Origin of the sequence: Paenibacillus sp. FSL R7-0163, assembly GCF_037969975.1 — a bacterium.
Classification (GTDB): Bacteria; Bacillota; Bacilli; order Paenibacillales; family Paenibacillaceae; genus Paenibacillus_AQ; species Paenibacillus_AQ odorifer.
Window position 1 is genome coordinate 709,144 of sequence record NZ_CP150224.1, and the last position, 24,693, is coordinate 733,836.

At 45.2% G+C, this 24,693-nt stretch carries 28 protein-coding genes, 1 pseudogene and 1 other annotated feature; of the genes and pseudogenes, 28 read left to right on the forward strand and 1 reads right to left on the reverse strand.

Translation table 11 applies throughout. The features are described 5' to 3' along the window. Positions 1-12 precede the first annotated feature (12 nt). The 4 genes and pseudogenes from NST45_RS02970 to NST45_RS02985 all read left to right on the forward strand — a co-directional run. A pseudogene (locus NST45_RS02970) lies at positions 13-435 on the forward strand (GGDEF domain-containing protein); the annotation flags it as partial. Positions 436-468: 33 nt separating this feature from the next. Further along, positions 469-1,098 (forward strand): hypothetical protein, encoded by a 630-nt coding sequence (locus NST45_RS02975; RefSeq protein ID WP_339824870.1) that lies wholly within the window; start codon positions 469-471, stop codon positions 1,096-1,098. Next, entirely contained in the window at positions 1,085-1,624 is a 540-nt protein-coding gene (locus NST45_RS02980) for a GGDEF domain-containing protein (RefSeq protein WP_339824873.1), read from the forward strand. Before NST45_RS02975 ends, NST45_RS02980 begins: the two co-directional genes overlap by 14 nt. A 337-nt stretch (positions 1,625-1,961) precedes the next feature. Beyond that, a complete protein-coding gene (locus NST45_RS02985) occupies positions 1,962-3,149 on the forward strand; it encodes a glycosyltransferase (protein WP_036685141.1) in 1,188 nt (395 codons plus the stop codon). Positions 3,150-3,241: 92 nt separating this feature from the next. Here NST45_RS02985 and NST45_RS02990 read toward each other — a convergent pair whose 3' ends face one another. Beyond that, a complete protein-coding gene (locus NST45_RS02990; protein WP_036685143.1) occupies positions 3,242-4,228 on the reverse strand; it encodes a diaminopimelate dehydrogenase in 987 nt (328 codons plus the stop codon). 216 nt (positions 4,229-4,444) lie between these two features. Here NST45_RS02990 and NST45_RS02995 point away from each other — a divergent pair, with 216 nt between their 5' ends. The 24 genes from NST45_RS02995 (at position 4,445) to NST45_RS03110 (ending at position 24,674) form a co-directional block, all read left to right on the forward strand. Beyond that, positions 4,445-5,683, forward strand: coding sequence for an SPOR domain-containing protein (locus NST45_RS02995; RefSeq protein ID WP_339824876.1), 1,239 nt, complete (start codon positions 4,445-4,447; stop codon positions 5,681-5,683). 199 nt (positions 5,684-5,882) lie between these two features. Beyond that, positions 5,883-6,128, forward strand: a complete 246-nt coding sequence (locus NST45_RS03000; protein WP_036685144.1) for a DUF4321 domain-containing protein — start codon at positions 5,883-5,885, stop codon at positions 6,126-6,128. Positions 6,129-6,162: 34 nt separating this feature from the next. Beyond that, positions 6,163-6,759, forward strand: a complete 597-nt coding sequence (locus NST45_RS03005) for a Maf family protein (protein ID WP_036685146.1) — start codon at positions 6,163-6,165, stop codon at positions 6,757-6,759. 25 nt (positions 6,760-6,784) lie between these two features. Beyond that, on the forward strand, positions 6,785-7,474 hold the full coding sequence (radC, locus tag NST45_RS03010) for a DNA repair protein RadC (protein WP_339824879.1): 690 nt from the start codon (positions 6,785-6,787) through the stop codon (positions 7,472-7,474). 38 nt (positions 7,475-7,512) lie between these two features. Next, the gene (locus NST45_RS03015) at positions 7,513-8,547 is read left to right on the forward strand and encodes a rod shape-determining protein (protein ID WP_036685150.1); all 1,035 of its coding nucleotides are present in this window, start codon (positions 7,513-7,515) and stop codon (positions 8,545-8,547) included. Between the two features lie 62 nt (positions 8,548-8,609). Further along, positions 8,610-9,488 (forward strand): rod shape-determining protein MreC, encoded by an 879-nt coding sequence (gene mreC / locus NST45_RS03020; RefSeq protein ID WP_036685152.1) that lies wholly within the window; start codon positions 8,610-8,612, stop codon positions 9,486-9,488. After that, entirely contained in the window at positions 9,488-10,018 is a 531-nt protein-coding gene (gene mreD / locus NST45_RS03025) for a rod shape-determining protein MreD (protein ID WP_080742577.1), read from the forward strand. Before mreC ends, mreD begins: the two co-directional genes overlap by 1 nt. Positions 10,019-10,097: 79 nt before the next feature. Next, positions 10,098-10,757 carry a septum site-determining protein MinC gene (gene minC, locus NST45_RS03030; RefSeq protein WP_036685154.1) on the forward strand — a complete coding sequence of 220 codons (660 nt, stop codon included), beginning with the start codon at positions 10,098-10,100 and terminating at the stop codon, positions 10,755-10,757. Positions 10,758-10,762: 5 nt separating this feature from the next. After that, on the forward strand, positions 10,763-11,557 hold the full coding sequence (gene minD / locus NST45_RS03035) for a septum site-determining protein MinD (RefSeq protein ID WP_036685156.1): 795 nt from the start codon (positions 10,763-10,765) through the stop codon (positions 11,555-11,557). Positions 11,558-11,759: 202 nt separating this feature from the next. Beyond that, the gene (locus tag NST45_RS03040) at positions 11,760-12,656 is read left to right on the forward strand and encodes a M23 family metallopeptidase (protein WP_076317207.1); all 897 of its coding nucleotides are present in this window, start codon (positions 11,760-11,762) and stop codon (positions 12,654-12,656) included. After that, positions 12,649-13,491, forward strand: coding sequence for a M50 family metallopeptidase (locus NST45_RS03045; protein ID WP_076317208.1), 843 nt, complete (start codon positions 12,649-12,651; stop codon positions 13,489-13,491). The genes NST45_RS03040 and NST45_RS03045 overlap by 8 nt, the downstream gene beginning before the upstream one ends. Positions 13,492-13,545: 54 nt before the next feature. Further along, entirely contained in the window at positions 13,546-14,787 is a 1,242-nt protein-coding gene (locus NST45_RS03050) for an Rne/Rng family ribonuclease (protein WP_038573035.1), read from the forward strand. Next, entirely contained in the window at positions 14,768-14,935 is a 168-nt protein-coding gene (locus NST45_RS03055; protein ID WP_155288184.1) for a hypothetical protein, read from the forward strand. Before NST45_RS03050 ends, NST45_RS03055 begins: the two co-directional genes overlap by 20 nt. Then, positions 14,850-14,936, forward strand: a sequence feature (ribosomal protein L21 leader region). (Overlaps the previous gene by 86 nt.) Before the next feature lie 14 nt (positions 14,937-14,950). Beyond that, complete coding sequence (gene rplU, locus NST45_RS03060) at positions 14,951-15,262, forward strand: 50S ribosomal protein L21 (protein WP_036685166.1); 312 nt, start codon at positions 14,951-14,953, stop codon at positions 15,260-15,262. Positions 15,263-15,274: 12 nt separating this feature from the next. Then, positions 15,275-15,610 (forward strand): ribosomal-processing cysteine protease Prp, encoded by a 336-nt coding sequence (locus tag NST45_RS03065; RefSeq protein ID WP_036685168.1) that lies wholly within the window; start codon positions 15,275-15,277, stop codon positions 15,608-15,610. Positions 15,611-15,627: 17 nt separating this feature from the next. After that, complete coding sequence (rpmA, locus tag NST45_RS03070) at positions 15,628-15,939, forward strand: 50S ribosomal protein L27 (RefSeq protein ID WP_036685171.1); 312 nt, start codon at positions 15,628-15,630, stop codon at positions 15,937-15,939. A gap of 243 nt (positions 15,940-16,182) precedes the next feature. Continuing rightward, a complete protein-coding gene (locus tag NST45_RS03075) occupies positions 16,183-16,923 on the forward strand; it encodes a Spo0B domain-containing protein (RefSeq protein WP_076105522.1) in 741 nt (246 codons plus the stop codon). 15 nt (positions 16,924-16,938) lie between these two features. After that, positions 16,939-18,249: a GTPase ObgE gene (gene obgE, locus NST45_RS03080; RefSeq protein WP_036685174.1), complete on the forward strand. Its 1,311-nt coding sequence runs from the start codon at positions 16,939-16,941 to the stop codon at positions 18,247-18,249. A gap of 210 nt (positions 18,250-18,459) precedes the next feature. Then, on the forward strand, positions 18,460-19,782 hold the full coding sequence (locus NST45_RS03085; RefSeq protein WP_036685175.1) for an SPFH domain-containing protein: 1,323 nt from the start codon (positions 18,460-18,462) through the stop codon (positions 19,780-19,782). Positions 19,783-19,792: 10 nt separating this feature from the next. Then, entirely contained in the window at positions 19,793-20,539 is a 747-nt protein-coding gene (locus tag NST45_RS03090; RefSeq protein WP_036685177.1) for a hypothetical protein, read from the forward strand. Positions 20,540-20,553: 14 nt separating this feature from the next. Next, positions 20,554-21,330: a hypothetical protein gene (locus NST45_RS03095; protein ID WP_036685179.1), complete on the forward strand. Its 777-nt coding sequence runs from the start codon at positions 20,554-20,556 to the stop codon at positions 21,328-21,330. Positions 21,331-21,396: 66 nt separating this feature from the next. Then, the gene (locus tag NST45_RS03100; RefSeq protein WP_076224592.1) at positions 21,397-22,758 is read left to right on the forward strand and encodes a hypothetical protein; all 1,362 of its coding nucleotides are present in this window, start codon (positions 21,397-21,399) and stop codon (positions 22,756-22,758) included. Positions 22,759-22,916: 158 nt separating this feature from the next. Then, complete coding sequence (locus tag NST45_RS03105) at positions 22,917-23,354, forward strand: ACT domain-containing protein (protein WP_036685183.1); 438 nt, start codon at positions 22,917-22,919, stop codon at positions 23,352-23,354. A 33-nt stretch (positions 23,355-23,387) separates the two neighbouring features. Then, complete coding sequence (locus NST45_RS03110; RefSeq protein ID WP_036685184.1) at positions 23,388-24,674, forward strand: homoserine dehydrogenase; 1,287 nt, start codon at positions 23,388-23,390, stop codon at positions 24,672-24,674. Positions 24,675-24,693: the final 19 nt, after the last annotated feature.

The window sequence follows — 24,693 nt, forward strand, 5'->3', positions numbered from 1 at the left end:
CGGCTTGAGAAGGCAGTTGCTGAGCAGGAGTACTTTTCGTTTATGCTGCTGGATTTGGATCACTTCAAAGAAATCAATGATACATACGGCCATGATACCGGTGATGTTGTTCTGGAAGAATTCGCATTGACGATTAAGGACAACCTCGAAAACAGCGATTTATTCGGCAGGCTTGGCGGCGAGGAATTTGCAGTTATACTTTGCGGGCTTGATGAAGCTAGCTGTGACCGGAAAGCTGAAGCGTTACGAGAGGCAGTAATGAAGACGTCCACACAAAAACTCTCACAAGGTTATACAGTTAGTATAGGTGTAATTACGATCATGCCGGATCAGGAGATCTGGATAAATAAGCTGTACAAGCTGAGCGATAAAGCGTTATACCAAGCCAAACAAGAAGGAAGAAACCGAGTGGTCAGATACAATTATATTTATTGAGCTTAGAGAATACAGGGGGTGAAATTCACTAACATGCATCTGGATCTCAAGACACTGCTGGTCTGCCTCTTTATGTGGCAATCATTCACGGTATTGCTTATTGTTGTCTATCGTTTGCGTTACGCGCAGGAACGGACTTCTACCTTGTTTGTCACGGCAAAATATTTGCAGCTGGCAGCTTTAATTCTCCTTTTGCTGAACGATTTCACAGACTCGCGACTTCCCATTCCAATCAGTATGCTGCTTGCTTTAGCTGGAGGTACGCTGGAAAGCTTAGCGCTTCTGATGCTTCTCAGGGTTTTTGGGAGCTGGGTTGAACGATATTATACGATCCTGTTCGGAGTGTCCATTGTCGTTGTAGTCCTACTGCATTTAATTATGCCAGATGAGCGGTTCGTTATGGCTGCAACTTGTCTATTTGGGATTATGATCATAGCTTTACCTGCTTACATATTAGCTGTGAAGATTAGAGAGACCTCTCTCCAGCAAACCATGGGATTGTTGTACGGTGTTGTGATTTTAACGCTGGTTGGCAAGGGACTTGAACCGTTATTCGATGTTAGGACTGAATGCACTGACCTCTCACTGGCTGCAGATATTTTTTTATCTGGGGATTTATTTGCTTATGTTTTTAGGAACTGCGGGAATCATGCTGCTATATAGAGAGGAGTCCTTTACAGAATTGGAGCGGGTGGCCACTTATGATGTGCTGACAGGTATTTTGAATCGCAGATCCTTTGTTCAGCGTGTCCGACCTTTAATAGCTGCCTCAGCGATGAAGAAGCTGCCATATTCTTTTTTACTGCTGGATGTTGATCACTTTAAACGTATAAACGATACCTACGGCCACAATACCGGCGACCACGTTCTGAAGGATCTGGCTCATAAAATAAAACAGCAGCTTGGCAATGGCGATCTGTTCGGAAGATTCGGCGGTGAGGAGTTCACTGTGCTGCTGCATAGAGCCGATGAACAAAACAGTGATATGATTGCAGAGCGGATGCGCACAGCGGTTACAGGGGCGATCATTCATGGTGTACCTCTGCATTACACGATAAGTATTGGAGTCATCACGGTGGATTCAGGTGAACGATACTCATTGAGCACTCTTTACAAACTTAGTGACATTGCATTGTATCAGGCTAAGAAAAAGGGCCGGAACTGTGTAGTTAGAAGCTACGACAACTAAAGTGTCTTCCTTTCGACATTATACGAGGGAGACGCTTTTTTTGTATGCAAAGAGGATTAGTACATAATACCTAACGATTACAACTTCTATTAATAGAGCAATTCATGATTATGTATGTCGTGAAAAAAGGGGGATTAGTCTGTTTTTTAGAAAAAGCGGCGGTTTATAAGGGAAAATTGTAATCGAATTCTGAGGAACCAGAAAAAAACTTAAAAAAATTTAGACTTCCCCTATAAATCGACAAAACTTTTAAGTGAAATGAGTTACTATTGAACTGCATCTAAAGTTTCAGTTGGTAGATGGGGGTTTTTATTACAAAATACAAGGAGCCAGAGTCATGCGAGAAAGAATGCTGTTCCTATCAGCCCAGAATCAAAGCGCAGAGGATCTAGAAGGAGAAATGAGAACAGGGAGTATTCTCGAGATTTTGCTTGGGAAATTTGATATAGATTTGCTGACGTACGGAAGTGCCAACCAAACCGTGTCTATAAATGAGCGGACGGCACTTACGGTTCATAACATTAACGAAGATTATACGACCTGGAGGCCAATGTTGCGCCCCTTACATAAACTGCGGAATTTCTCAAATTTAAGTCATATAGATAAAGATATGAAAAACACTATTTTGGAGCTTTGCCGTTCCAATAATTATAAGCATGTATTTATATCGCATGTCCTATTGGGAAAATGTATTGATATGGTGAGGAACTTGCTTCCAGAAGCCAGTGTGATCACAGATACCTATAGTTTTGCAAACGGAAGCGGAGGATCTTCCGGAGAGACAGGGAAGTTAAGCAGGAAGAATCCTTATAATAAACTCAATGCTGCATGGGATCGTAGGAATAAACGGCGATTAATGAATAAAACGGGTCTGCTTTTAGCAACCTCGGAATGGGATGCACTAGCGTTCAAATCTCTATCATTTGCCGATGCCCGTAAGGTTCATGTTGTCCCCCATTTCATCAAGATGAATGAGTATGAGACTTTTGCAGAGCCTGTGACTAAAGAAAATTCAATTGTGCTGCACTGGAATATGAATATGAGACTGGGAATAGATGCAGCCCGAGTATTCTTTAAAAAAACCTATCCCATGATTAAGGAGCAAGTGCCAGATATCAAAAGTTATATTATCAGCTCAGAGGTTCACCCGGAGGTCATGACTTTGATTAAGGAAGATGAATCGGTCATAGTCACTGGACCAGTAAATTCCTCTACTGAATACATACGACGGTCTAAAGCTGTTCTGGTGCCTATCCTTGAAGGCTGCGAAGTTTCTAGAAATATACTGGAATCCTGGGCGCTTAAAACGCCGGTGGTTACTAGCTCTATCATGTGTGAGAAGCTGAATTGTGAGCATAACCGAAATATTTTGCTGGCTAATACCTCGGTTGAGGTTGTTGGAAGTGTATTGAATTTACTGAAAAATCCTGAGCTTGGCGCTATTATTGCGGATCGTGCGCATGAGACTTTATTAAAGAATTATGAAATGAATCATGTTAAGAGTAAGATTCTTAGTCTTGTATAGAAGGTTGTCTGACAAGATGCTTGCTGCTCTGGACAACAAATAACCCGCGAGGACCATTAAAAGTCCTACGCGGGTTATTTGTTGACAGGATTTTAGAGCAAGTTGCGGCGCAGTTCTTCTGGTGATTTCGGAGACAACGTTCCAAGTGGAATATCGAATACAGTACGCGCTCCGCTTTGACCTTCTTGACTCATACGCTGAGCAGCTCTGGCATAAGCCACAAGCACACTAGCCGTAAATTCAGGATTGCTCTCCAGCTTCAGGCCAAATTCAACAATTTGTTTCGTGCCTTCTCCTGTTACACCACTGCGAATAACAAACCCGCCGTGCGGAATACCGCTATGCTGAGCTGCTAGTTCTTCTTCAGTGATGAAAGTAACCGTAGTATCATAATCTGCAAAATAGTTCGGCATATTCACGATTTCTTCGCGAATGCGCTCTTGATCTGCACCTGCCTCAGCTACTACAAAACACTCTCTAAGATGTTTTTCACGAGTAGTAAGTTCTGGTGTTTCACCCGCACGGATAGCCTCGATAACCTCTTGTACTGGAACCGTATATTGTACGCCACCTTTAACGCCTTCTACTCTGCGAATGGCATCGGAGTGACCTTGGCTGACGCCTTTACCCCAGAAAGTATATTCTTTACCTTGTGGAAGAATAGCTTCAGCTAGCAGACGGTTCATGGAGAACAGGCCTGGATCCCAGCCCGTAGAAATTACGCTGAGTGTTCCGCCTTGTTTAGCTGCGGCATCAACGGTCGCAAAGAACTCAGGGATTTTGGCATGAGTGTCAAAGCTGTCCACGGTATTAAACATCCGGGCAATAGCTGGTGTCTGTTCTGGCAGGTCGGTAGCCGATCCTCCGCACAGAATCATAACATCCACTTTTCCCTTATATTGTTCGACGGCAGAGATATGCTCGAATTTCACACCGGTTTCACCGGCTTCCAGTTGTCCAGGCTCTCTGCGCGTAAAGATCGCAACCAGCTCGATATCTTCACTTTGGTTAATAGCCTTACGTACACCTTTTCCTAAATTACCGTAGCCCACAATTGCTGCTTGAATTTTTTGTTTCAGAAAAAGCCCTCCTAAACTGTAATGAACTAAAATCCTATTTCTAGCTTAACTAGTATAGTGCACACTTTTAGCTCTTTTTATATAGTATATAAAAGTTACATGTAATGTAAACTGAATCCGTATAACTTTCATTATTCATTTGGCTATAAAAATAGCATATCTCTCTATTGTCTATCATATATTTCCATATAGATTAGATGAGGTGAGGTGTTACTGTTGAATAACGGAAGAATGACATTCCGATTTGACGTGAATAAGGACGAGCCTAAGCCAAAACCGCAGGTAGTGGAGCGCTGGTCCAGTGGCGGACTGGGCACAGCTGAAGAATATGCAGAGGAGTTGCGCAAGGAGGTCGGTCCAGCACAGCAGCATACTTGGGTGCAAGAACCTAATTTACGCTCTACGCGTGAGGCACCACCGGAGGATGCTTACGACTACTACTCAGGAACTGTAGATCCACGCCAGCAAGAATGGGACGAACAGGATAGAGATTTCAGAAATACGCAGCAATCGTATCTGCTTTCAGATTTGGTACTGGATGACAGAGATAAATCAGCAGAGGTTTACACGGGAGGTTATGGGGGCTCATACCATACTCGTCGTCCATCGTATTGGTGGAAATTATCCCTGTCTGTGGTGGGGGCGATCGGCACGGGTCTACTATTAGGATATGCGGCACTTTCCTTTTTTTATGGAGGAAACATGGACAGTAGTTCAGGAACCGGGATAACAGATACGTTGGCTACTTCAGGGCAGACTTCCGGAGCTAATGATCCAGCAGGTGTAGGAACCTCGGGATTGCCGGTTACGGGCACAGATGATGCCGGCAAAAACAGTATTCCTGTTCAAGTGGCTGCGCAAAGCTACTACCTGCTGCAGTATGGCGTATTCAGTACGCCGGCAGGCGCGGAACAAGCTAGACAAGAGCTGTTGGACGCTGGCTTGGCTGCGGGCTTGGACCCTGCTGACGGAAATCGTGTATATGCCGGAATGTCCTCTGACCGTGAACAAGCTAAGCTGCTCAGCAGTGGTCTGAAGAATCAAGGGATTGAGCTTTATGTAAGAGAGGTGGAGCTTCCCGGAGTGGAACGATTAGGATTTGCCGGAAATGCGGAGGCTGTGAATAGTTATTTTGCGGTGAGTGGACAGCTGCTCAGTGAACTAAGCAGTCAATCCGCTTCTTTACTCAGCGGAGGACAAACGGATGCGGCAGCTAATACCTCAGCTGTGAGTGATCTTCATCTCCAATGGAGTGAAGCTGTTAAAGCTCTGGAGCAAGGCATAACGCCTGAAGCCAAAAGCATTTGCGCAGCGCTAGAGAAATCTATGAGCCAAGGAATTTCAGCACTGAGTGAATATAACAAGAACAAGGCGCAAGCCCTGCTTTGGGAAGTGCAGGAATCCATGCTGAGCTTCTTGACCAGCCAAAAACAGCTGCTGTCTGCTATGAATTGAATGCTTGGATTGCGGATTCAAAATAACAGCAAGTCTCCGGGGAATTGGGGGCTTGTTGTTTTTTTCGGAGAGGGGTATCGTTCCGCAACTTTTAGGGCAAAAGGTGGTAAACATTACCGTAGGGGATTTTACGTTTGTATTGATCACCGTTTCACCGTATAATAATTAGGGTGTCAAAAAATGGCGAGGGAAGACTGAGATGAAGAAGAAAAATGTAGGAACACTGCTGTTATTTCTAATTCTAGGCTGGCTGGCTGGAGCCTGGATCGCCAAGCTGCTGCAGCCCGTAAAGGCTCTGTCTTTTCTAACAACATCGACTGTGCTCAAATGGTCTCCGCGAGCCGATTTAGACATCATAACCTATGACATCACTATTCATTTGAAATTGTGCATGCTTAGTCTCGCCGGTATTATTACAGCTGTATGGCTGTACCGCAGACTGTAACTCTCGTTACTGAGCAAGAAGGGACGTTTACAACGTGGACAACTCACCACTCATTATTCTAGCCTCAGGTTCACCGCGTCGACGTGAGCTGTTATCCTTACTGGGTTTGCCCTTTGAGGTCATTACCAGCGAAGCTGATGAGAGCACACCGCCGGATTGGACGCCGGAGAGAATCGTGCGCAGTCTAGCTTTGCGAAAAGCAGAAGCCGTAGTAGCTGCAGCCGGAGAGCGTAACGCAGTCATTATAGGAAGCGACACAATTGTTGTATTAGATAATACTGTGCTAGGCAAACCGGTGGACAAGCTGGACAGCAAAGCGATGCTTACCAGACTTCAGGGCCGAACTCATAAGGTATACACGGGTGTAGCCTGCCTCGGACTCCCGAATGGGAAGACTATAGTGGAGCACCGTGTTACTTCCGTAACGATGAGGGCAATGACTGAAGAGGAAATTGCTGCTTATATTGCTACGGGAGAGCCTGCTGATAAGGCTGGCTCATATGCGATACAAGGGCTTGGGTCCATTTTGGTGGAACGAATTGAAGGCTGTTATTTCAATGTAGTCGGATTGCCTTTGTCGCTTCTTGGCGAAATGCTATCCGAGTTCGGCATAACGGTATTGAGCCGGTAGGAAGCCTGGGGAAAGAGGGATAGGGATGGAGTCGCAACCAATTATGCTGCGGGACCTCCCCCATGAAGAACGACCTAGAGAGCGCATGATGCATTATGGGGCGGAATCATTAAGTCAAGCGGAGTTGTTAGCCATTCTGCTGCGTACGGGAACACGCCGCGAGTCGGCTATTCATATTGCACAGCAGATGCTGGGGAAGATCGGTGGCCTGCGTGGGCTAGTTGACCTTAGCATCGAAGAACTGACCAAAATCAACGGTATCGGTCCTGCCAAGGCCGTACAACTAAAAGCAGGCATCGAACTGGGAAGGCGCCTTGCGAATTCCAGGTTCAATATGCCGGTCATTATCCGCTGTCCTGGGGACGCTGCAGAGATTCTGACTGAGCAATTGCGTTATTTGCAAAAGGAGCATTTTGTCTGTCTGTTTCTGAACACGAAGAATCATGTGATTGGACAAGAAACATTGTCCATAGGCAGCCTGAATGCTTCGATCGTTCATCCTCGTGAGGTATTCAGAGCAGCTATAAAATGCAGTAGCGCCTCTATTATATGCGCGCACAATCATCCTAGTGGTGATCCAACACCTAGTCCGGAAGATATTTCCCTAACCGCTAGATTGCTTCAGGCAGGTGAGATTATCGGAATAGATGTGCTGGACCATCTAATTATCGGAGATAGCAGTTTCGTAAGCTTGAAAGAAAAAGGACATATGTAATATAAATGTAGATTTACTTAGGAAAAGGAGAAATTAGCATGTTGGGTGGTTTCACAAAAGATTTAGGAATTGACTTGGGGACAGCGAATACGCTTGTCTACGTACGCGGTAAGGGCGTTGTTGTAAGAGAGCCTTCCGTTGTAGCCATTAACACTGATACTAAGACGATTGAAGCCGTGGGTGAATCCGCCAAAAAAATGATCGGTCGTACACCTGGGAATATCCGTGCGATCCGTCCGATGAAAGATGGCGTTATCGCTGATTTTGATACAACGGCTACGATGATTAAATATTTTATTCGTCAAGCACAGAAACAGCGTTCTATGTTCCAGCGTCACCCTAATGTAATGGTCTGCGTACCATCTGGCATTACTGCTGTAGAGCAACGTGCGGTAGAAGATGCTACCAAACAAGCTGGCGCTCGCGAAGCTTACATTATCGAAGAGCCTTTTGCTGCTGCTATCGGTGCGGATCTGCCAGTATGGGAGCCTACAGGTAGTATGGTTGTAGATATCGGTGGAGGTACAACTGAAGTTGCCGTAATCTCGCTCGGCGGTATTGTTACTAGCCGTTCAGTGCGTGTTGCAGGTGATGAAGCGGATGAGTCCATCATTCAATACATCAAACGTCAATACAATCTGATGATCGGTGAACGTACTTCGGAGCAGCTCAAAATGGATGTTGGCTCGGCCCTTCCTCTTGAAAAGGCTGAAACCATGGAAATTCGCGGCCGTGATCTCGTAACAGGTCTGCCAAAAACACTTACAATTACTTCTGATGAAATCTGTGAAGCTTTGTCTGACACAGTGAATGCTATTATTGAAGCTGTTAAAGTAACATTGGAAAAATGTCCGCCAGAGCTTGCAGCAGATATTATGGATCGTGGAATTGTTTTGACAGGTGGGGGAGCTTTGCTTCGCAACTTGGATAAGCTGCTTGCACGTGAGACGGGAATGCCGGTTATTGTTGCTGAGAATCCACTGGACTGTGTAGCTATTGGAACCGGTAAGGCACTTGAGAACATTCATTTGTTCAAGAGCCGCAGCGGATCCAGTCTTCGTTCGAAGAGATAAGATGATGTTCTACCACTTGTGTAAGTCAACCCCTGTTATGGGAGAAATACTGTTGTTAGAGGGTGTTGAAACTGTTTAAACTCTTAAGCAATAAACGTCTGTTTATTCTGTTGATTACACTGGTGCTGTTCATTGTGGTAATGGGCTTCAGCTTGGCAACAAGGAAAGGCTTGTCCTGGCCGGAGAACTTTCTCAGAGATTCGACTGGTTTCGTGCAAAAAATGTTCTACAAGCCCGCTGGATATGTAGCGGGCTTGTTTGAAGATATTGGAAATCTGAGTGATCTTGCTAAAGAAAATGAACAGCTTAAAATTATGGCTGCCCAGTATGCACGTGATAAAGCCCAGTATAATTTCGTCAAGGCGCGGAATGACGAGTTGGAGAGAAATTGGAATTTCACTGAAGAACAGAAAAATTTGTATAAATATGAATATCGTATTGCACAGGTAATTAGCCAGACAACAGAGCCAAGCAATAGTACGATTGTTATCGATTTGGGCTCCAAAGATGGGGTTAGACCTAATATGTCCGTGATTTCAGTGGATGGTCTAGTTGGTGTTATCAGTAAGGTGAGCAATTTCACCTCCACGGTGAAGCTGATGACAATGATGGACACCAATGATCCTAATTCCCAGCCGCCTATTGCGGCAACTGCCTTAAATAAAGAGGGTAAATCCTTTGGGATGATTGAGAGTTATAATCCAGAGACGAACAGACTGCTGATGACTAAGATTCCTCCGGGTGATCCTATTGCAGCGAAGGATACTATTCTGTCTTCCGGTATTGGAGGATTGTATCCAAGGGGATTGACAATAGGCACAGTTGAAAGCGTCGATGTTGGTGAATTTGGATTAACCTCCACAGCAGTGATTAAGCCTTCAGCAGAATTTCAGGACTGGAAGCAGTTGATTGTTGTGTTTACGGAGGAGCGTGCTGAATAGTGAATATGCGCAGATCAGTTCTTGTTCTGTTACTGTTCCTCTTATTTATTGTGGAGGGGACCATTTTACCTTGGCTGATTCCAGATGTTTGGCAGATGCGAATCATTCCGAATCTGGTTTTTGTAGTGTTATTGTTCGTGACTATATATCATCATCGGCATACAGCACTTATATTGGGATTGTGTTTTGGAATGCTGCATGATGTCGTTTTTTACGGCAGAATTCTTGGAGCACACTCTTTTGCGATGGGATTGTCGGCTTATTTAATCGGCCTTTTATTTCAGATTCCACGTGCTCCGCTACCCCTTATGATGACTGTGGTTCTGCTTGGAAGTCTACTTGAGGATAGTATACTATTTGGTATCTATAGTGTATTTAATCTTAATCAAGAACCTTATAGCTGGGCGATTTTGAATCACATGCTGCCGACGATGCTTTTCCATTTTGCCATCGGGCTACTCTTCTACATACCGGTTCGGCGCCAGCTTGAGCTAATCAAGAAAGAAACGAATAAAGAAGAAGCGGCTTAAATAGCTTCTATTTTCTTTCTATACAAAGCAGGAATTTAAGGGGCCCGGCACGAATGAATGAGGATAGGGGGCCAGGCATATGACAGTAAAATCCAAGCATGTAAGGATTAAGGGCATCAAGGATGGCCTGATATTCCTGCTAGACGACAAATGTCCCTTTGAAGATCTTCTGAGCGAGCTTCGCTATAAGCTGGAGCACAGCCATCAAAATATTTTAACTGGACCGATTGTACATGTGGACATAAAGCTGGGCAATCGTACCGTAACTGAGGAAGACAAGGAAGCTGTGCTGGAGATTCTTAAGGGACAGGGAAATCTGTTGATTCGATCTATAGAGGCGCTTCCAGCGCCCGGCAGTGAGGATAATGACGCATTGTTTTTGATGAGTGGAATTCTACGTTCCGGTCAGGTGCTGCACCATAACGGAAATCTTCTATATCTGGGGGATGTGAACCCGGGGGGGACCATAACCTGTTCAGGCGATATTTATATACTAGGTTCGCTAAGAGGGATGGCGCATGCTGGAGTAGACGGGAATGAGGAAGCGATTATAGCTGCTTCTTTAATGTCTCCAACGCAGCTGCGAATTGCCGATATTATTAGTCGTCCGCCCGATGAATGGGAAACCCGAGAAAGCAGTATGGAATTTGCATATTTAACAAACGGAGCTATGCAGATCGATAAGATTCATAATTTGGTCAAATTACGTCAGGATTTAAATGTGTTTAAAGGGGTGTAGCCTCCATGGGAGAAGCGATAGTCGTAACCTCGGGCAAAGGCGGAGTTGGCAAAACAACCACAACAGCCAACATTGGAACCGCACTTGCACTGCAGGGCAAAAAAGTATGTCTCGTCGATACCGACATTGGACTGCGTAATCTGGATGTAGTTATGGGGCTTGAGAATCGTATTATTTATGATCTTGTGGATGTAGCGGAAGGACGTTGCCGCCTTAATCAAGCGCTCGTTAAAGACAAGCGCTTTGATGAATTGTATATGCTGCCTGCAGCTCAAACAAAGGATAAAACGGCTGTCTCTCCTGAACAAGTAAGAGATATCATTCTTGAACTAAAGAAGGAATATGAGTATGTTCTGATCGATTGTCCAGCAGGAATCGAGCACGGCTTCCGCAATGCGATTGCCGGTGCGGATAAAGCGATTGTGGTTACCACACCAGAGCATGCCGCTGTGCGGGATGCCGATCGTATAATCGGACTATTAGAACAGTCGAGTGTGGAATCGCCGAAATTGGTGGTAAACCGTATTCGCCCAGGTCTTGTGAAGTCTGGCGATATGCTTGATATTGAGGATATATTACAGGTGCTGAACATTGATCTTATCGGAATTGTTCCGGATGATGAACTAGTCATTAAAGCCGCAAATAACGGAGAACCTACAGTTATGAATCCCGATTCGTCAGCAGCTATTGCCTACCGCAATATTGCACGCCGAATTTTAGGTGATGCTGTACCCCTGATGCAGCTTGACCGCAAACCGGGAGCATTTAAGAAACTTAAGAAATTTTTCGGTATGGCTTAATTTTTACTAAGCAATCCTATTATAAGAAGCATACACGGGTCCCACGAGTAGAGAAATCTATGGTGGGGCTTATTTTTTTTGAATAAATATGAATGTATGGCATTTCCGGGATTTAAATGGTCTGTCTTGGAGGGGCTTGTTCTAAAGAGACTTCCGTGCTTCATAAAATGGAAGTAAAACAAGCCCGTCCGGAGGGATAAATATGGATCAGAAATCAGATATCAAGAATCGCCGCAAGGAGCGTATTCGTAGTTTATTGGAGGAACTCCCGGAAGTCTCAGCAGTCTCAGGAGTTTCGGAAGTCCAAGAACTAGAAATAGCGGAGACTCCCCCTTTATTTATTATGCCGGATAAGAGTACGAGCTTTAAGGAATGGGGAACAGGATTTAAGAATGCGGATCAATCCTCTGTAGAGCCCGATCCAGAGGTGATGTGGAAAAAGAGTCGTGGAGGCTGGGAGGATGATGGCGGTGGAGGCTCGAATTTTGCTGCCGGTTTTATTCGGCGCTTTGTTGCTAGTGTTCTTGTGTTTGGAGCAGTGTGGGGGGTCTTTGCGGTACATCAGCCATGGTCGTATAAGATGCAAGCTTTTATTAGTGATGCGTTAAGCAATGACATGGATTTCACGGCTGTGAGAGTTTGGTATGAGGAGAACTTTAACGGAGCTCCAGCGTTCATTCCGATGTTTGGAGATAAAGATGAGCCTGCTCAAAAAGTGGCCGCTCATCATCAACTCACTGCGCCGATTGCTGGGAGCATTGTCCAGCCTTTTGCTTCTACGCTAAAAGGGGTGGAAATTATGCCTCAAATCGATTCAACCTTAAATGTGACGGTGAAAAGTATAGACATGGGACGTATTCTCTCCATCTCTAAAGAGCTGGAAGGGGGCATTCGAATTGCTGTTCAGCATTCAGGCGGTGTCACCGCAGAATACGGACATTTGAGCGGCACCAAGCTGGAGGTTGATGACTGGGTGCAGAGCGGGGATTCACTCGGTTGGATGATGGAGAAGGACGTATCCTCAGCTTCCACACTGTTTTTCGCAGTGATGAAAGACAAGACTTATATTGATCCTACAGAAGTGGTATCGTTTGATTAGGATCTTTGGTATCGAACTGTCACTACATCCACTGTTCGTGATCATTATGTTATTCTCCGTGATCACGGGACAATTTCTAGAGCTGCTCACCTTATTTACGATTGTCTTCATTCATGAAATGGGGCATGTCGTTGCGGCTCTTTTGGCTGGTGTTACAGTTAAGTCGGTTCAGCTTCTTCCGTTTGGCGGAGTGGCTGTTATTGAAGATCATGGGCGGCTTACAGCCAGTCGTGAGATCGGAATTGCCCTTGCCGGTCCACTGCAAAATGGAATTATGATTGTAATTGCTTTGGGACTTCAACAAGCCGGTTATGGCAATCAGGAATTTCTGACCTATTTTATTCATGCCAATGCCATGATTGGACTTTTTAATCTAGTGCCAGTGCTGCCGCTTGACGGAGGTAAAGTGCTTCAGGCCACTATTAGTTTAGTGCTTCCTTATTACTACACTTTGTTATGGACTGGACGGGTGAGTGTAGCCGCAAGTGTCCTTGTGATTATATATGCGCTGCTGCCTCTTGGAGCGGGTGGAGGCCTTAGGCTGAATATGGTCATGATCGGAGCTTTTTTGCTGTATTCGAATTTTACCGACCATCGTAATTTACCGTACCGGTTTGTTGCTTTTTTGATGAATCGGGAGGCTGTTTATGAGTATCATTTGCGAACAGGAAGCGTAGCTCGTCCAATAGTTGCATTATCTGCGAAACCTTTAGATGATATATTGCGTCTATTTAAACGTAATCAATATCATTTTATCTATGTGTTAAACGGTAAAGGAAATGTTGTTGCTGTTGTGCCGGAACAGCGCTTAATATCAACCTACTTCGGAATATAGTGTATTTATGCAGAGAATGTGAAGGAATGAACGAACGAAACCAGAGGTGAAGCCATGAAACAGATGATCGTTCACTGCACGCAGCACATTACCCGAATGGCTCTTCTGGAAAACGGAAGGCTGGTGGAGTACGCGGCTGAACGCGATCAGCAGCAAGGGTTGGTCGGCAGTTATTACAAAGGCCGTGTGATTAACGTACTTCCAGGTATGCAGGCTGCTTTTGTTGATATCGGACAGAAGAAGAATGCTTTTTTATATGTTGATGATGTATTGCACCCTAATTTGGATAAACAGCCTGATGTGAAGCCCTCTATCGAGACGCTTTTGCAGCCGGGACAGGATATCGTTGTTCAAGTGCGGAAAGAGCCAAGCGGCGGAAAAGGCGCGCGTGTAACGACTCATTATACGTTGCCCGGGCGCTGGATGGTGTACATGCCCTTTGCAGAATACGTCGGTGTCTCCAAAAAAATAAGCCGGGAAGCAGAGCGCAGCCGTCTCAAAGGAATCGGAGAACGTCTGCGAATGAAAGAAGAAGGGCTTATCATGCGGACAGTTTCTCAGGACGAGCCACATGAAGCTGTGGAGGGCGATCTTTCCTTTCTGCGTGCCCAATGGGAGAATATTACACGTAAAGCACAGACGGTAGAGGCTCCCGCTTTACTACATCGTGATCTTAGTATTGTCCAACGCTTTATAAGAGATGCCTTTAATCCGCAACGGGATCAGTTGATTATTGATTCATCTGCCGCAGCTAGAGAAGCAACAGCCTTTCTGGACGACATGGCTCCTGAAGGGTACAAGCCAGTCTGTCTTTATAATGGAGCGGAGTCTATTTTCGCTGCTTATGGTATTCAGGATCAATTGCTTAAGAGCTTCAGCCGCAAAATTACGCTGGAGGGCGGAGCAACAATGATCTGGGATGAGACAGAGGCGTTAACCGTAATTGATGTCAACACCGCTCAATACATTGGCGGAGCATCGCTTGAAGAGACGGTTACCAATACGAATTTGCTCGCAGCTGAGGAGATCGGTCGTTTGATCCGGTTACGCGATACTGGTGGAATCATTATTGTCGACTTTATTGATATGGAACAAGAGCTTCACCGCAAGATGGTCACAGAGCGATTAGAGAAAGTGATCTGCAAGGATCGCACCAAAACACATATTTTGGGGTGGACAAGACTCGGGCTGCTCGAGATGACCAGAAAGAAGGCAAGGCATGATTCAGCCAGCTTTGCACCTGTGATTTGCCAGTGCTGCGGGGGAACCGGAAAAGTTGGAGAATGGCTGGAATGAGTTGACGATAAGTCATAAGTATGATACTATCTTCAAGTATGTGTTTGATGCAGTTGATCCTGCACATGCTGTAACCGCTCCGATCGGGTACATAAGTGCAGTTCCTACGGGAATTCTGCCACCTAGACTAGGCGAGTCTGAGACATGAGGAGGTGCAAGTAAAATGTATGCAATTATCGAAACTGGTGGTAAACAATACAAAGTCCAAGAGGGCGACGTTTTGTTCATTGAAAAGTTGGAAGCTGAAGACGGCGCAAGTGTAACTTTTGACCGTGTATTGGCTGTTTCTAACGATGGTGGTCTGACTGCAGGAACTCCGCTAGTAAGCGGCGCGTCTGTAACAGCTAAAGTCGAGAAACATGGTAAAGGCGCTAAGGTTGTAGTTTACAAATACAAACCTAAGAAGAACTACCACAAGAAACAAGGTCATCGTCAACCGTACACGAAAGTAACTATCGAGAAGATTCAAGCGTAAGAAGGTGCGTTAATGATTAGCGTGCGGATTACACGATTATCGGATCTAGGAACTATCGTTGGCTTTGAGGTTAAGGGGCATGCGGGTTATGCGAAGCGTGGCGAAGATATCGTATGTGCCGGGGTATCCGCTGTAACAGTTGGAACCGTCAATTCGATTGAGACCTTGACCGGAATCTCCATGGATACATCCATGAAGAACGGATTCTTAAGTGGAACATTAAGTTCTGTTGAAGATTTCGATACTTCCGCGAAGGTACAATTGCTGCTTGAATCCATGGTCGTGATGCTGAATGATATCGCAGAATCATACGGGAAGTATATTCAAATACAGCAAGTAAATATTTAAAGAAGGAGGTTGACAACATGTTGAAATTGAATCTTCAATTGTTCGCATCGAAAAAAGGTGTAGGTTCCACAAAAAACGGACGGGATTCCCATTCCAAACGTCTTGGCGTGAAACGTGCTGACGGTCAAGCAGTAACCGGCGGTAACATCTTGGTTCGTCAACGCGGAACAAAAATTCACCCAGGAACTAACGTAGGCATCGGTAAAGATGATACTTTGTTCGCAATGGTGGATGGCGTAGTGAAGTTCGAACGTTGGGGCCGCGATCGCAAAAAAGTGAGCGTGTACCCAGTTGATGTCGCTCCGGTAGCAGCGGCACTGGAAGCGTAAGCTTACGGACCATATGAGCAAGTAGAAGCCTCCGGCATGAGTGCCGGAGGCTTTTTTGTAGAATATTCATAATTATTTGTGATGCAAAGTTGGAATGGTTAGATAGATGTGAAATTCTCGTTATTATCTCTGGTGAACTACAGTGAACGCGTGTGTTATACTAGGAAATGGTAAATGATACTAACAAAACAAATTATCTAAACGAAGTCATGAATTTTGCGAACTGAGGGACGGGGAGAAAGAATGAAATCCTGGAAAAGTGCAATCTGGGCAGTCATGTTATCCGTAATGCTTCCTTTAGGTCTTTTGTATTGGCATACTTCTCTTCTGACGTGTCTATTACTCGGAGTCTGGGTAGTGGCAATCGTTGCTTTCAGTTTTATCTGGAGCCAGCGTCATTATGAACGGGAGCTGCGTATACAAGAGAACACTCTGCAACAGGCGGCGATTCGGACACTGAATCATCATCGACATGATTGGATGAACGATTTGCAGATTCTATACGGATATATTCAGCTTGGAAAGCCTAATAAATCCGTGGAGTGTGTGGAAAGAATAAAGGAACGCATAGCACTTGATAGTCGTATCGCTAAGTTGGGCATTCCTTCATTGGTTTTCTATATCCAATCCTTCCGAACTAACAGGTCTAGTCTGGAATTGGAAGTTCAGGTGGAGGAAGGGTTGCAGCTAGAGGACAAGCTAAATCCAGAAGCAGGAGATGAGCTGACTTCAGTGATTATGCAGACCATACGGGCTTATCAGTACAACGGGCTGGCTCCTCAGGGGGAGACGCGCAAGCTGCGCCTTGGCTTTTTTCAGGATGGAGGAGACATTCTTATCTCCTTCGAAGGCGAGGGGGAGCATGGCAATCCCGAGCTGCTCAAAGGGCAAATTTATAATATAGTACAAGGAAAAATCATGAAAGCAGAGCAGTTTAAGCCTAGCAGGGCTTATGTAGAGCTGCGATTACCGCTTGAAATGTGAGGAAGGTGAACATTTATGTTCGTAGATAAAGCTAAGATTTATGTTAAAGGCGGTGACGGCGGGGATGGTCTCGTTGCGTTTCGCCGGGAGAAATATGTACCGGAGGGTGGTCCTGCCGGTGGTGACGGAGGCCGTGGAGGCGACGTTATTTTCCGTGTAGATGAGGGACTGCGCACGTTGATGGATTTCCGTTATCAGCGCCACTTCAAAGCTGACAAAGGGATTAAAGGACGGAACAAAAGCCAACATGGAGCGAATGCGGATCATATGATCGTTCGTATTCCGCCAGGAACCATTCTGATTGACGATGATACGCAAGAGATCATTGCCGATATGACGCGTCATGGACAACAGGTTGTAGTTGCACGTGGAGGCCGTGGAGGCCGGGGTAACACCCGTTTTGCCACAGCTAATAATACTGCACCAGAGCTTGCGGAGAACGGTGAAGAAGGCCAAGAGCGTTATGTTGTTATGGAACTTAAGGTAATGGCTGATGTAGGGCTTGTAGGCTTCCCGAGTGTGGGTAAATCTACGTTGCTGTCGGTTGTGTCCGCAGCTCAGCCCAAAATCGGAGCTTACCATTTCACAACAATTACACCGAATTTAGGGGTAGTGGATGTTGGGGATGGCCGAAGCTTTGTGATGGCGGATCTGCCTGGATTAATCGAGGGAGCTAGTGAAGGCATAGGTCTGGGTCACGAATTCCTGCGTCACGTTGAACGCACGCGTATCATCATTCATGTAGTTGATATGTCTGGCTCTGAGGGCCGTGATCCCTTCGAGGATTGGGTTCTAATTAATGATGAGCTGAAGCAGTACAATGCTAGTCTAATCGATCGTCCGCAGATTGTGGCGGCGAATAAGATGGATATGCCTGAATCAGAAGAGAATCTTATTTCTTTCCGTGAACGCGTAGCTGAGGTGCGGCCGGATTTAGAAATCATGCCAATTTCATCCCTTACCCGTCAGGGTGTTCAGGAGCTCTTATATCGTGCAACGGATATTCTCGACAGTATTCCGGTTGCTCCGGTGGTTGAGGAAGTTGCTGAAACTACTGAACGTAAGGTGTATAAGCTGGAAGCAGAAGAGGATAATTCGTTTACTATTACACGGGATAACGAGGCGTTTGTGGTCACAAGCCCACGTATCGAACGTATGCTGAAGCGCATGCAGCTTAGCACACATGATGCGATTCTCAAGCTGGCACGGACTTTGCGTCATATGGGTGTAGATGCAGAGCTTCGTAAACGCGGTGCTGTAGAAGGAACAATTGTCCGTATCGCTGATTTCGAATTCGAATTCGTTGAGAACAGCAGCTACTATTAATCTTTAGCTGACTATGAAGCGCCAACTATGGTTTTCCTGTAAAGGGATGGCATAGTTGGCGCTTTTTTTGTGAGGAGATCAGTAATTTTTTTCAATAAAAGAACCCAAAACACGATATATATCGTATACAATAAATATCGAAATACACTAATTCCCATTTGGGAGCATACACGTTATTTATATATAAGATAATGAAAGAAGGAATAGCAGATGGCAATTATAGAAGTGGTGAAGTATGACGGTCCTCCAGGTATATTTGCATGGAAATATCCTAACCAGGAGCTGGGAACATGGACACAACTAATCGTTAATGAATCCCAGGAAGCGATTCTATTCAAGGGCGGACAAGCGCTTGATTCCTTTACAGCTGGGCGGCACACTCTAAGTACCGCTAATATACCTATTTTATCCAATATCGTTAATCTTCCTTTTGGTGGAAAATCACCATTTACGGCTGAAGTATGGTATGTGAATAAGACGAATTCGATGAATGTCAAATGGGGAACAAGCTCGCCTTTACAGCTTCAGGATCCTAAATACAAAATCATGATTTCTGTTCGCTCTTTTGGGCAGTTTGGTGTAAAAATCGATGATCCGCGAAAATTCTTGCTGAAGCTCGTAGGGACACTCCCGCAGTTTGATCATGAAACGCTTATCAGTTATTTCCGCGGACTGCTGATGTCGAATATAAATGAACTTATTTCTTCTTACCTTGTGCACAAGCAAATCAGCATACTGGAGATTAATGCTTATGTTGCAGAGATCTCCAAACATATTCAGGGCCGACTAGCCTCGGCTTTCTTGGATAATGGCATTGAGCTGAATAATTTCTATATTGATTCGATCAATATTCCAGAGGATGATCCGGCAACGATTCGTTTGAAGGAAGCTTTGGCTAAAAAAGCAGAAATGGATATCATCGGATTCACCTATCAGCAGGAGCGTGGTTTTGACACGATGGAAGAAGCGGCAGGTAATCCCGGCAATCTTGGAGTGGGCATGATGAACACCGGGATGGGGCTTGGACTTGGAATGGGATTTGCTGGACCGGCTATGGATATGGTGAACCGTATGACTAGAGGGATGAATTTGGATTCAGGGACTACAGTTATACGTCAAGAGCAGCGTTCCTGCTCTAAGTGTGGAGTTATGAATCCAGTAGAGGGACGGTTCTGCAGCGGTTGTGGGCAGGCGCTTGGAGGCAACCCGCAAGGTTCTCCGTCTGCGAACAAGATCAAATGTTTTGAATGTGGGCATGAACTAAATGCGGGAGCTAAGTTCTGTCCAGGTTGCGGAAATCCTTATCGTGCTTGCCCATCCTGTAAAGCAGATAATCCTGAGGGAGCGGCTTCTTGTGTCTCCTGTGGAAAAGAAATGCCTAAAGCTTGCGGTAAATGTGGGACTATGGTAGCGCCAGGGGTGAAATTCTGTCCTCATTGTGGAGACAGCATGGTGATTAAATGCAGCGGCTGTGGACATGAGCTGAAAGCTGGACAAAAATTCTGTGCAGAGTGCGGAACAAAAGCAGGCTAAGGAGGACCTAATGAACAAAAGCAGGAGATATATATACATTATTACCGTCATTTATGCGGTAGCTATAGTACTGACAGTGTTCTCGTTTATTGGATTAGGTTTCTCCGACTCACTGTTTCGGTTCATAATTTCTTTATCCGCGGTTCTGCTAGCAGAGAGTGTAATCTATGGCTATTGTATTTTTTGGCTCCGAACTGCAAGTAGCATTCAGCAGACTCCGCCTGTTCTTATCAGCGGTGCAATCATTACGGGAATCTATGCAGCGATCGTATTTGTATCGGCCTTATTATTCGATTGGCTGCTGGAGTTACCCGCCTTGTGGTACGCAGCCGAACAACTGCTGATTCTTGTGTTAGGGGCGATCACTTTGGCCGCGATAGGGCTTTACGGGTGGAATGCCGGGGCAGGGGAACAGCAAGCTAATAAGTCTTTACAAAAGTTTCGGCGGTATCAGAACGAATTAACTGAAATGAGTGAGCTGGCTAGTAGCTGGAAGAATTCCGAATCTGGGCAGCTAGTGAACGTGCTAGATATGTTGGAGGAAAAATTTAAGTACAGTGATCCGATATCAGAACCGTCTTTATATGCTACAGAGGATATTCTGCAGCAGCAGATTTCCTTGTTACATGATCACGTGAAGCTACTGCTGGCGACCCAAGAGCCACATGAGGGCTGGCAGGTAGAAATAAATGAGATGTCAGAGAGCATAAAGTCTACACTTCAGCGGCGTAACCGTGAATTAGCGGCACTTAAATAGGAGGAGTTTACTACATGAACAGTTTGAACCTACAAGAGCCGTCACCGCTCCCGAGAGGAAATGCAGCCGTTCCCCGGCTTAAATACGAACGTACCGGGTTTGATTATGTTATTCTCGCGGCGGCTTATCTGCTGATGCCCGTTGGACTTGTGCTTGCCTTGTTACGTTTGATGACAACGCATTACAAAAATTACCGCAGACCGACTAACCTCAACCTGCTGATGCATGTATTTATTGGTGGGTTTGTTGAACTTTCTATTGCCATGTTTTCTAGTGCGCTCAATGGGGAATTTGGAACTTCTGAATTAGTATCAACGCTTATTTTAATTGCAATCATGTTTTTGACTCCAGCTTTTATACTGGCCAGTGTGACAGCGAAAGCTAAATATACCCTTTCTAAGCTTAACACTTCTTATATAGAGCTGATTCAAAATAAGAATATCCGGCATATTGGCAGTATATCTGAACGAATAGGCCAAAGTGAAAGTGATGTACGAAGAGATGTCCAGTATCTGAAGGATAAAGGACTGCTTGATATTGATATCTCGTTATCCGAAGGGCGCCAGACGCCAGAGTCATCAGCAGCTAATCAAGGTTACCCTGGAAGTACTTCGGGCTTCGAAGGAACGGGGAGAACCCAAGCATCGGGGCAGCAGATACCTGCGCAGCCTCAGTCTCCACCGCAACTGCCTAAGTCTATCCGTTGTCCGGGGTGCGGAGCCCAGAATACTGTGCTCCCAAGCCAATCTAAAAGCTGTGATTACTGTGGAACGAAGATCCCGTACAATTAATGCCGTCAACCAATAGATTAGCTGCATCGCATATAGGATTACATAAATAAGGGGATTAAAGACAAAATGAGTGGATTGGATATACGCAGACAGCCGCCGACATCGGGAAAACCCGTGTACAAGCATGAATATGAGCGGACGGCGTTTGATTATACGACTATTGTGTTTGCGTATGTATTTGCTCCGGTTGGCTTTATATTGGCTGCCATTCGGTTATTATCTACACATTCCAAGAGACAGCGCAAAGCAAGCAATATTAACCTGTTTTATCATGCGTGTATGGGTGCCTTTGTAGAATTGGCGATCTATTTCATTATTAGCAAGCTACTCGGTCAAATCGATTATGTCGCACTCTTGATCAGGCTGGTGATTATCTACGCATTGTTTAGGATTCCCGCCATCAAATTATCCGTTAGAGCCGTAGGATGGAGAGAGGGATTCACCTATCTTTGCAATGACTATATCGCATTGGTTCTTGTGGACGGCATAAGGCATATCGGCAGCCTATCCGATATTCGCGGATTCAGTGAAGAGAACGTCCGCGAGGTTTTGGAATATTTAAAAGATCAGGGAGTACTTTCTCCAGATATTGTTTATTATGAAGGACGTGTAGATAACCCATTTGTAAAATTGCCGCCGAAGCTTATTTATTCTAAACGGGCACAAGCACTGGTGCGTGCGCCTGAGAATAACCTTCGCTATCGTAACAAGCGAGACCGGACAGTGTTTGATCGAATCATCATGGCGATTGCCTATTTGTTTGCTCCGCTTGGGTTTGTACTTGCGATGCTTCGTTTTGTAAGCACTCATTATAAGAATGAGCGGAAATCATTTAACTATAAATTGCTCTATCATGTATGTATGGGAGCTTTTATGGAACTTGCCGTCCTCTTCGCCGTGGGGACCTACAAAGGGGATTTTAAGTGGTTCACTTTATTGATCATTCTGGTGGTCCTCTACTTGATCTTTATAATTCCGGCGGACAGCTTTGCAGGGAGGGCTACCTTCGCAACAGAAAACTTTGATTTTCTGTGCAAGAAGTATCTCATGCTGATCATAGTGGATGATGTTAGACATATCGGTAATTTAGCTGATATCACGAAACAAAGTGAAGATGATGTACGTAGAGACCTACGGTATTTAGTGAGATGGGGGTTACTTGCTTCTGATCTTGTCTATTATGAAGGACGTGTTAAGCTCTTAGATAAACAACCGCCCAATCTTGTGCATCCTGACCGGGCACAGCCCTCCGCGGCATCAGAGAACCAGCCATCATCTGGGCGGCAGTCATTGCCGGAGAATAGGCCTAAACCACCTGTCCAACTGCCCAAATCCATCGTTTGTCCGAGTTGCGGTGCTAAGAGTAGAGTACTTCCAGGGCAGGATAAAATCTGTGACTATTGCGGGACGACGATTCCATACAGTTAGTGTACATACGATTGCCAACTGCCCCCGGGAATCCGGGGGTTTTATTGCGTCTAACTCCCCGACCTCAGAGTATCCAGATAAAGTTATTGCAATTTACAGGCTTTTTCCGATATAATGTCCACTAAGAAAACACAAAAGTCTTTGAGGTGAGGACGTTCGTGAAAGAACGCTATTATTTGGTCCGGGAGGACATATTACCTGATGCTGTACTTAAGACTATGCAGGTTAAACAATTGCTTGAGGCCGGGGATGCGAAGACCGTAAATGAAGGTGTAGAGCAGGTGGGATTAAGCCGAAGCGCTTTTTATAAATACAAGGATGGAATTCATTTGATCCATCAGCTCGAACGGGAGCGGATCGTTACGATTTCCATGGATTTGGAGCACGAATCTGGAATGCTTTCCAAGGTACTAGGCTCTGTAGCGGGACATGGGGCTAATGTGTTGACGATTCACCAGAGTATTCCGCTGCAAGGGCGGGCAAATGTGGTGATCTCCGTAGAAATTTCACACTTAAATGAGGAACTCGGGGAGATGCTGGATAGTCTGAAAGAGATTCCAGGAGTGAAGCGAGCTTTAATCGTTGGACAGGGATAGGAACTATATTCGTAAACTTTTAGGAGGAGACAGATGAAGCCGGTTAAAGTGGGGTTGCTGGGCCTGGGAACAGTAGGCACAGGTGTAGTTCGTATCGTGGAAGGGAATCAAGAGGATTTAAGCAGCCAGGTAGGCTCTTCAATTGTCATTGAACGTATAGCTGTGAATAATTCTAATAAACCACGCGAAATCGAGGTTGATCCTGCTAAAATAACGACAGATCCATGGGATGTGATTCGTGATCCTGAAATTGATGTCATCGTTGAAGTTATGGGTGGAATCGCGGGAACCAAAGAATATATTCTTGAAGCTTTGGAACGCGGTAAACATGTCGTAACTGCGAACAAGGATTTGATGGCGCTGCACGGATCAGAGATTCTTGCTAAGGCGCAGGAGAAGCAATGTGATGTCTTTTATGAGGCTAGCGTTGCAGGAGGCATTCCGATTATCCGCACACTTATCGAGGGCTTTTCCTCGGATAAGATTATGAAAATTATAGGTATCGTGAATGGAACGACTAATTACATACTAACCAAAATGAGCCAAGAAGGCGCATCCTATAATGATGTGTTAAAAGAAGCGCAGGATCTGGGATACGCAGAGTCTGATCCAACCTCGGATGTGGAAGGACTGGATGCAGCCCGCAAAATGGCGATTCTCGGAACCTTAGGTTTCCGTACTAACGTGGAGCTGCATGATGTAAGTGTGAGTGGGATTTCTCAGGTGAGTAAGGCGGATATCGCCTTTGCGAAACGTCTCGGATATGAAATTAAGCTGTTAGGCATCGCTGAACGTCAGGATGAAGAATTCAGCATCAGTGTTCAGCCAACCTTGATTCGGGCTAGTCATCCCTTGGCTTCCGTCAATGGCGTGTTCAACGCAGTTTACGTATACGGGGAAGCAGTGGGAGAGACTATGTTCTACGGTGCGGGTGCGGGCGCTATGCCAACTGCAACCTCAGTGGTAGCTGATTTGGTAGCTGTCATTAAGAACCTTAAACTAGGTGTTAATGGATTGAAGCAAAAAGTACCTTACAAGCAGAAAAAGCTTAAGAGTGATGAAGCTATCTTTTATAAAAACTTTTTACTTCTGCATGTTGATGATAAAGCAGGGGTATTGGCTAAGATTACTCAAGTGTTTGCCGAATATGATGTAAGTTTGGATTCAGTAGTTCAGCAAGCCAATCCCAATAATCCTGATGCGGAGATCATTATTGTCACTCATAACGCTAGTAAAGCAAGCATGAACAAAGTGCTGCGCCATTTCGAGGAGCTGAAAGTCATCCGCCGGATCAAGAGCCATTATCGAGTGGAAGGTTAACCACGTCACTGAACTAATA

Coding starts and splice junctions, on each gene's coding strand:
- NST45_RS02975 (WP_339824870.1), top strand. CDS start 469: ATGCATCTGGATCTCAAGACACTGCTGGTCTGCCTCTTTATGTGGCAA.
- NST45_RS02980 (WP_339824873.1), top strand. CDS start 1,085: ATGCTGCTATATAGAGAGGAGTCCTTTACAGAATTGGAGCGGGTGGCC.
- NST45_RS02985 (WP_036685141.1), top strand. CDS start 1,962: ATGCGAGAAAGAATGCTGTTCCTATCAGCCCAGAATCAAAGCGCAGAG.
- NST45_RS03000 (WP_036685144.1), top strand. CDS start 5,883: ATGAAGAAGAAAAATGTAGGAACACTGCTGTTATTTCTAATTCTAGGC.
- radC (WP_339824879.1), top strand. CDS start 6,785: ATGGAGTCGCAACCAATTATGCTGCGGGACCTCCCCCATGAAGAACGA.
- NST45_RS03015 (WP_036685150.1), top strand. CDS start 7,513: ATGTTGGGTGGTTTCACAAAAGATTTAGGAATTGACTTGGGGACAGCG.
- minC (WP_036685154.1), top strand. CDS start 10,098: ATGACAGTAAAATCCAAGCATGTAAGGATTAAGGGCATCAAGGATGGC.
- minD (WP_036685156.1), top strand. CDS start 10,763: ATGGGAGAAGCGATAGTCGTAACCTCGGGCAAAGGCGGAGTTGGCAAA.
- NST45_RS03040 (WP_076317207.1), top strand. CDS start 11,760: ATGGATCAGAAATCAGATATCAAGAATCGCCGCAAGGAGCGTATTCGT.
- NST45_RS03050 (WP_038573035.1), top strand. CDS start 13,546: ATGAAACAGATGATCGTTCACTGCACGCAGCACATTACCCGAATGGCT.
- rplU (WP_036685166.1), top strand. CDS start 14,951: ATGTATGCAATTATCGAAACTGGTGGTAAACAATACAAAGTCCAAGAG.
- NST45_RS03065 (WP_036685168.1), top strand. CDS start 15,275: ATGATTAGCGTGCGGATTACACGATTATCGGATCTAGGAACTATCGTT.
- rpmA (WP_036685171.1), top strand. CDS start 15,628: ATGTTGAAATTGAATCTTCAATTGTTCGCATCGAAAAAAGGTGTAGGT.
- NST45_RS03075 (WP_076105522.1), top strand. CDS start 16,183: ATGAAATCCTGGAAAAGTGCAATCTGGGCAGTCATGTTATCCGTAATG.
- obgE (WP_036685174.1), top strand. CDS start 16,939: ATGTTCGTAGATAAAGCTAAGATTTATGTTAAAGGCGGTGACGGCGGG.
- NST45_RS03085 (WP_036685175.1), top strand. CDS start 18,460: ATGGCAATTATAGAAGTGGTGAAGTATGACGGTCCTCCAGGTATATTT.
- NST45_RS03090 (WP_036685177.1), top strand. CDS start 19,793: ATGAACAAAAGCAGGAGATATATATACATTATTACCGTCATTTATGCG.
- NST45_RS03095 (WP_036685179.1), top strand. CDS start 20,554: ATGAACAGTTTGAACCTACAAGAGCCGTCACCGCTCCCGAGAGGAAAT.
- NST45_RS03100 (WP_076224592.1), top strand. CDS start 21,397: ATGAGTGGATTGGATATACGCAGACAGCCGCCGACATCGGGAAAACCC.
- NST45_RS03110 (WP_036685184.1), top strand. CDS start 23,388: ATGAAGCCGGTTAAAGTGGGGTTGCTGGGCCTGGGAACAGTAGGCACA.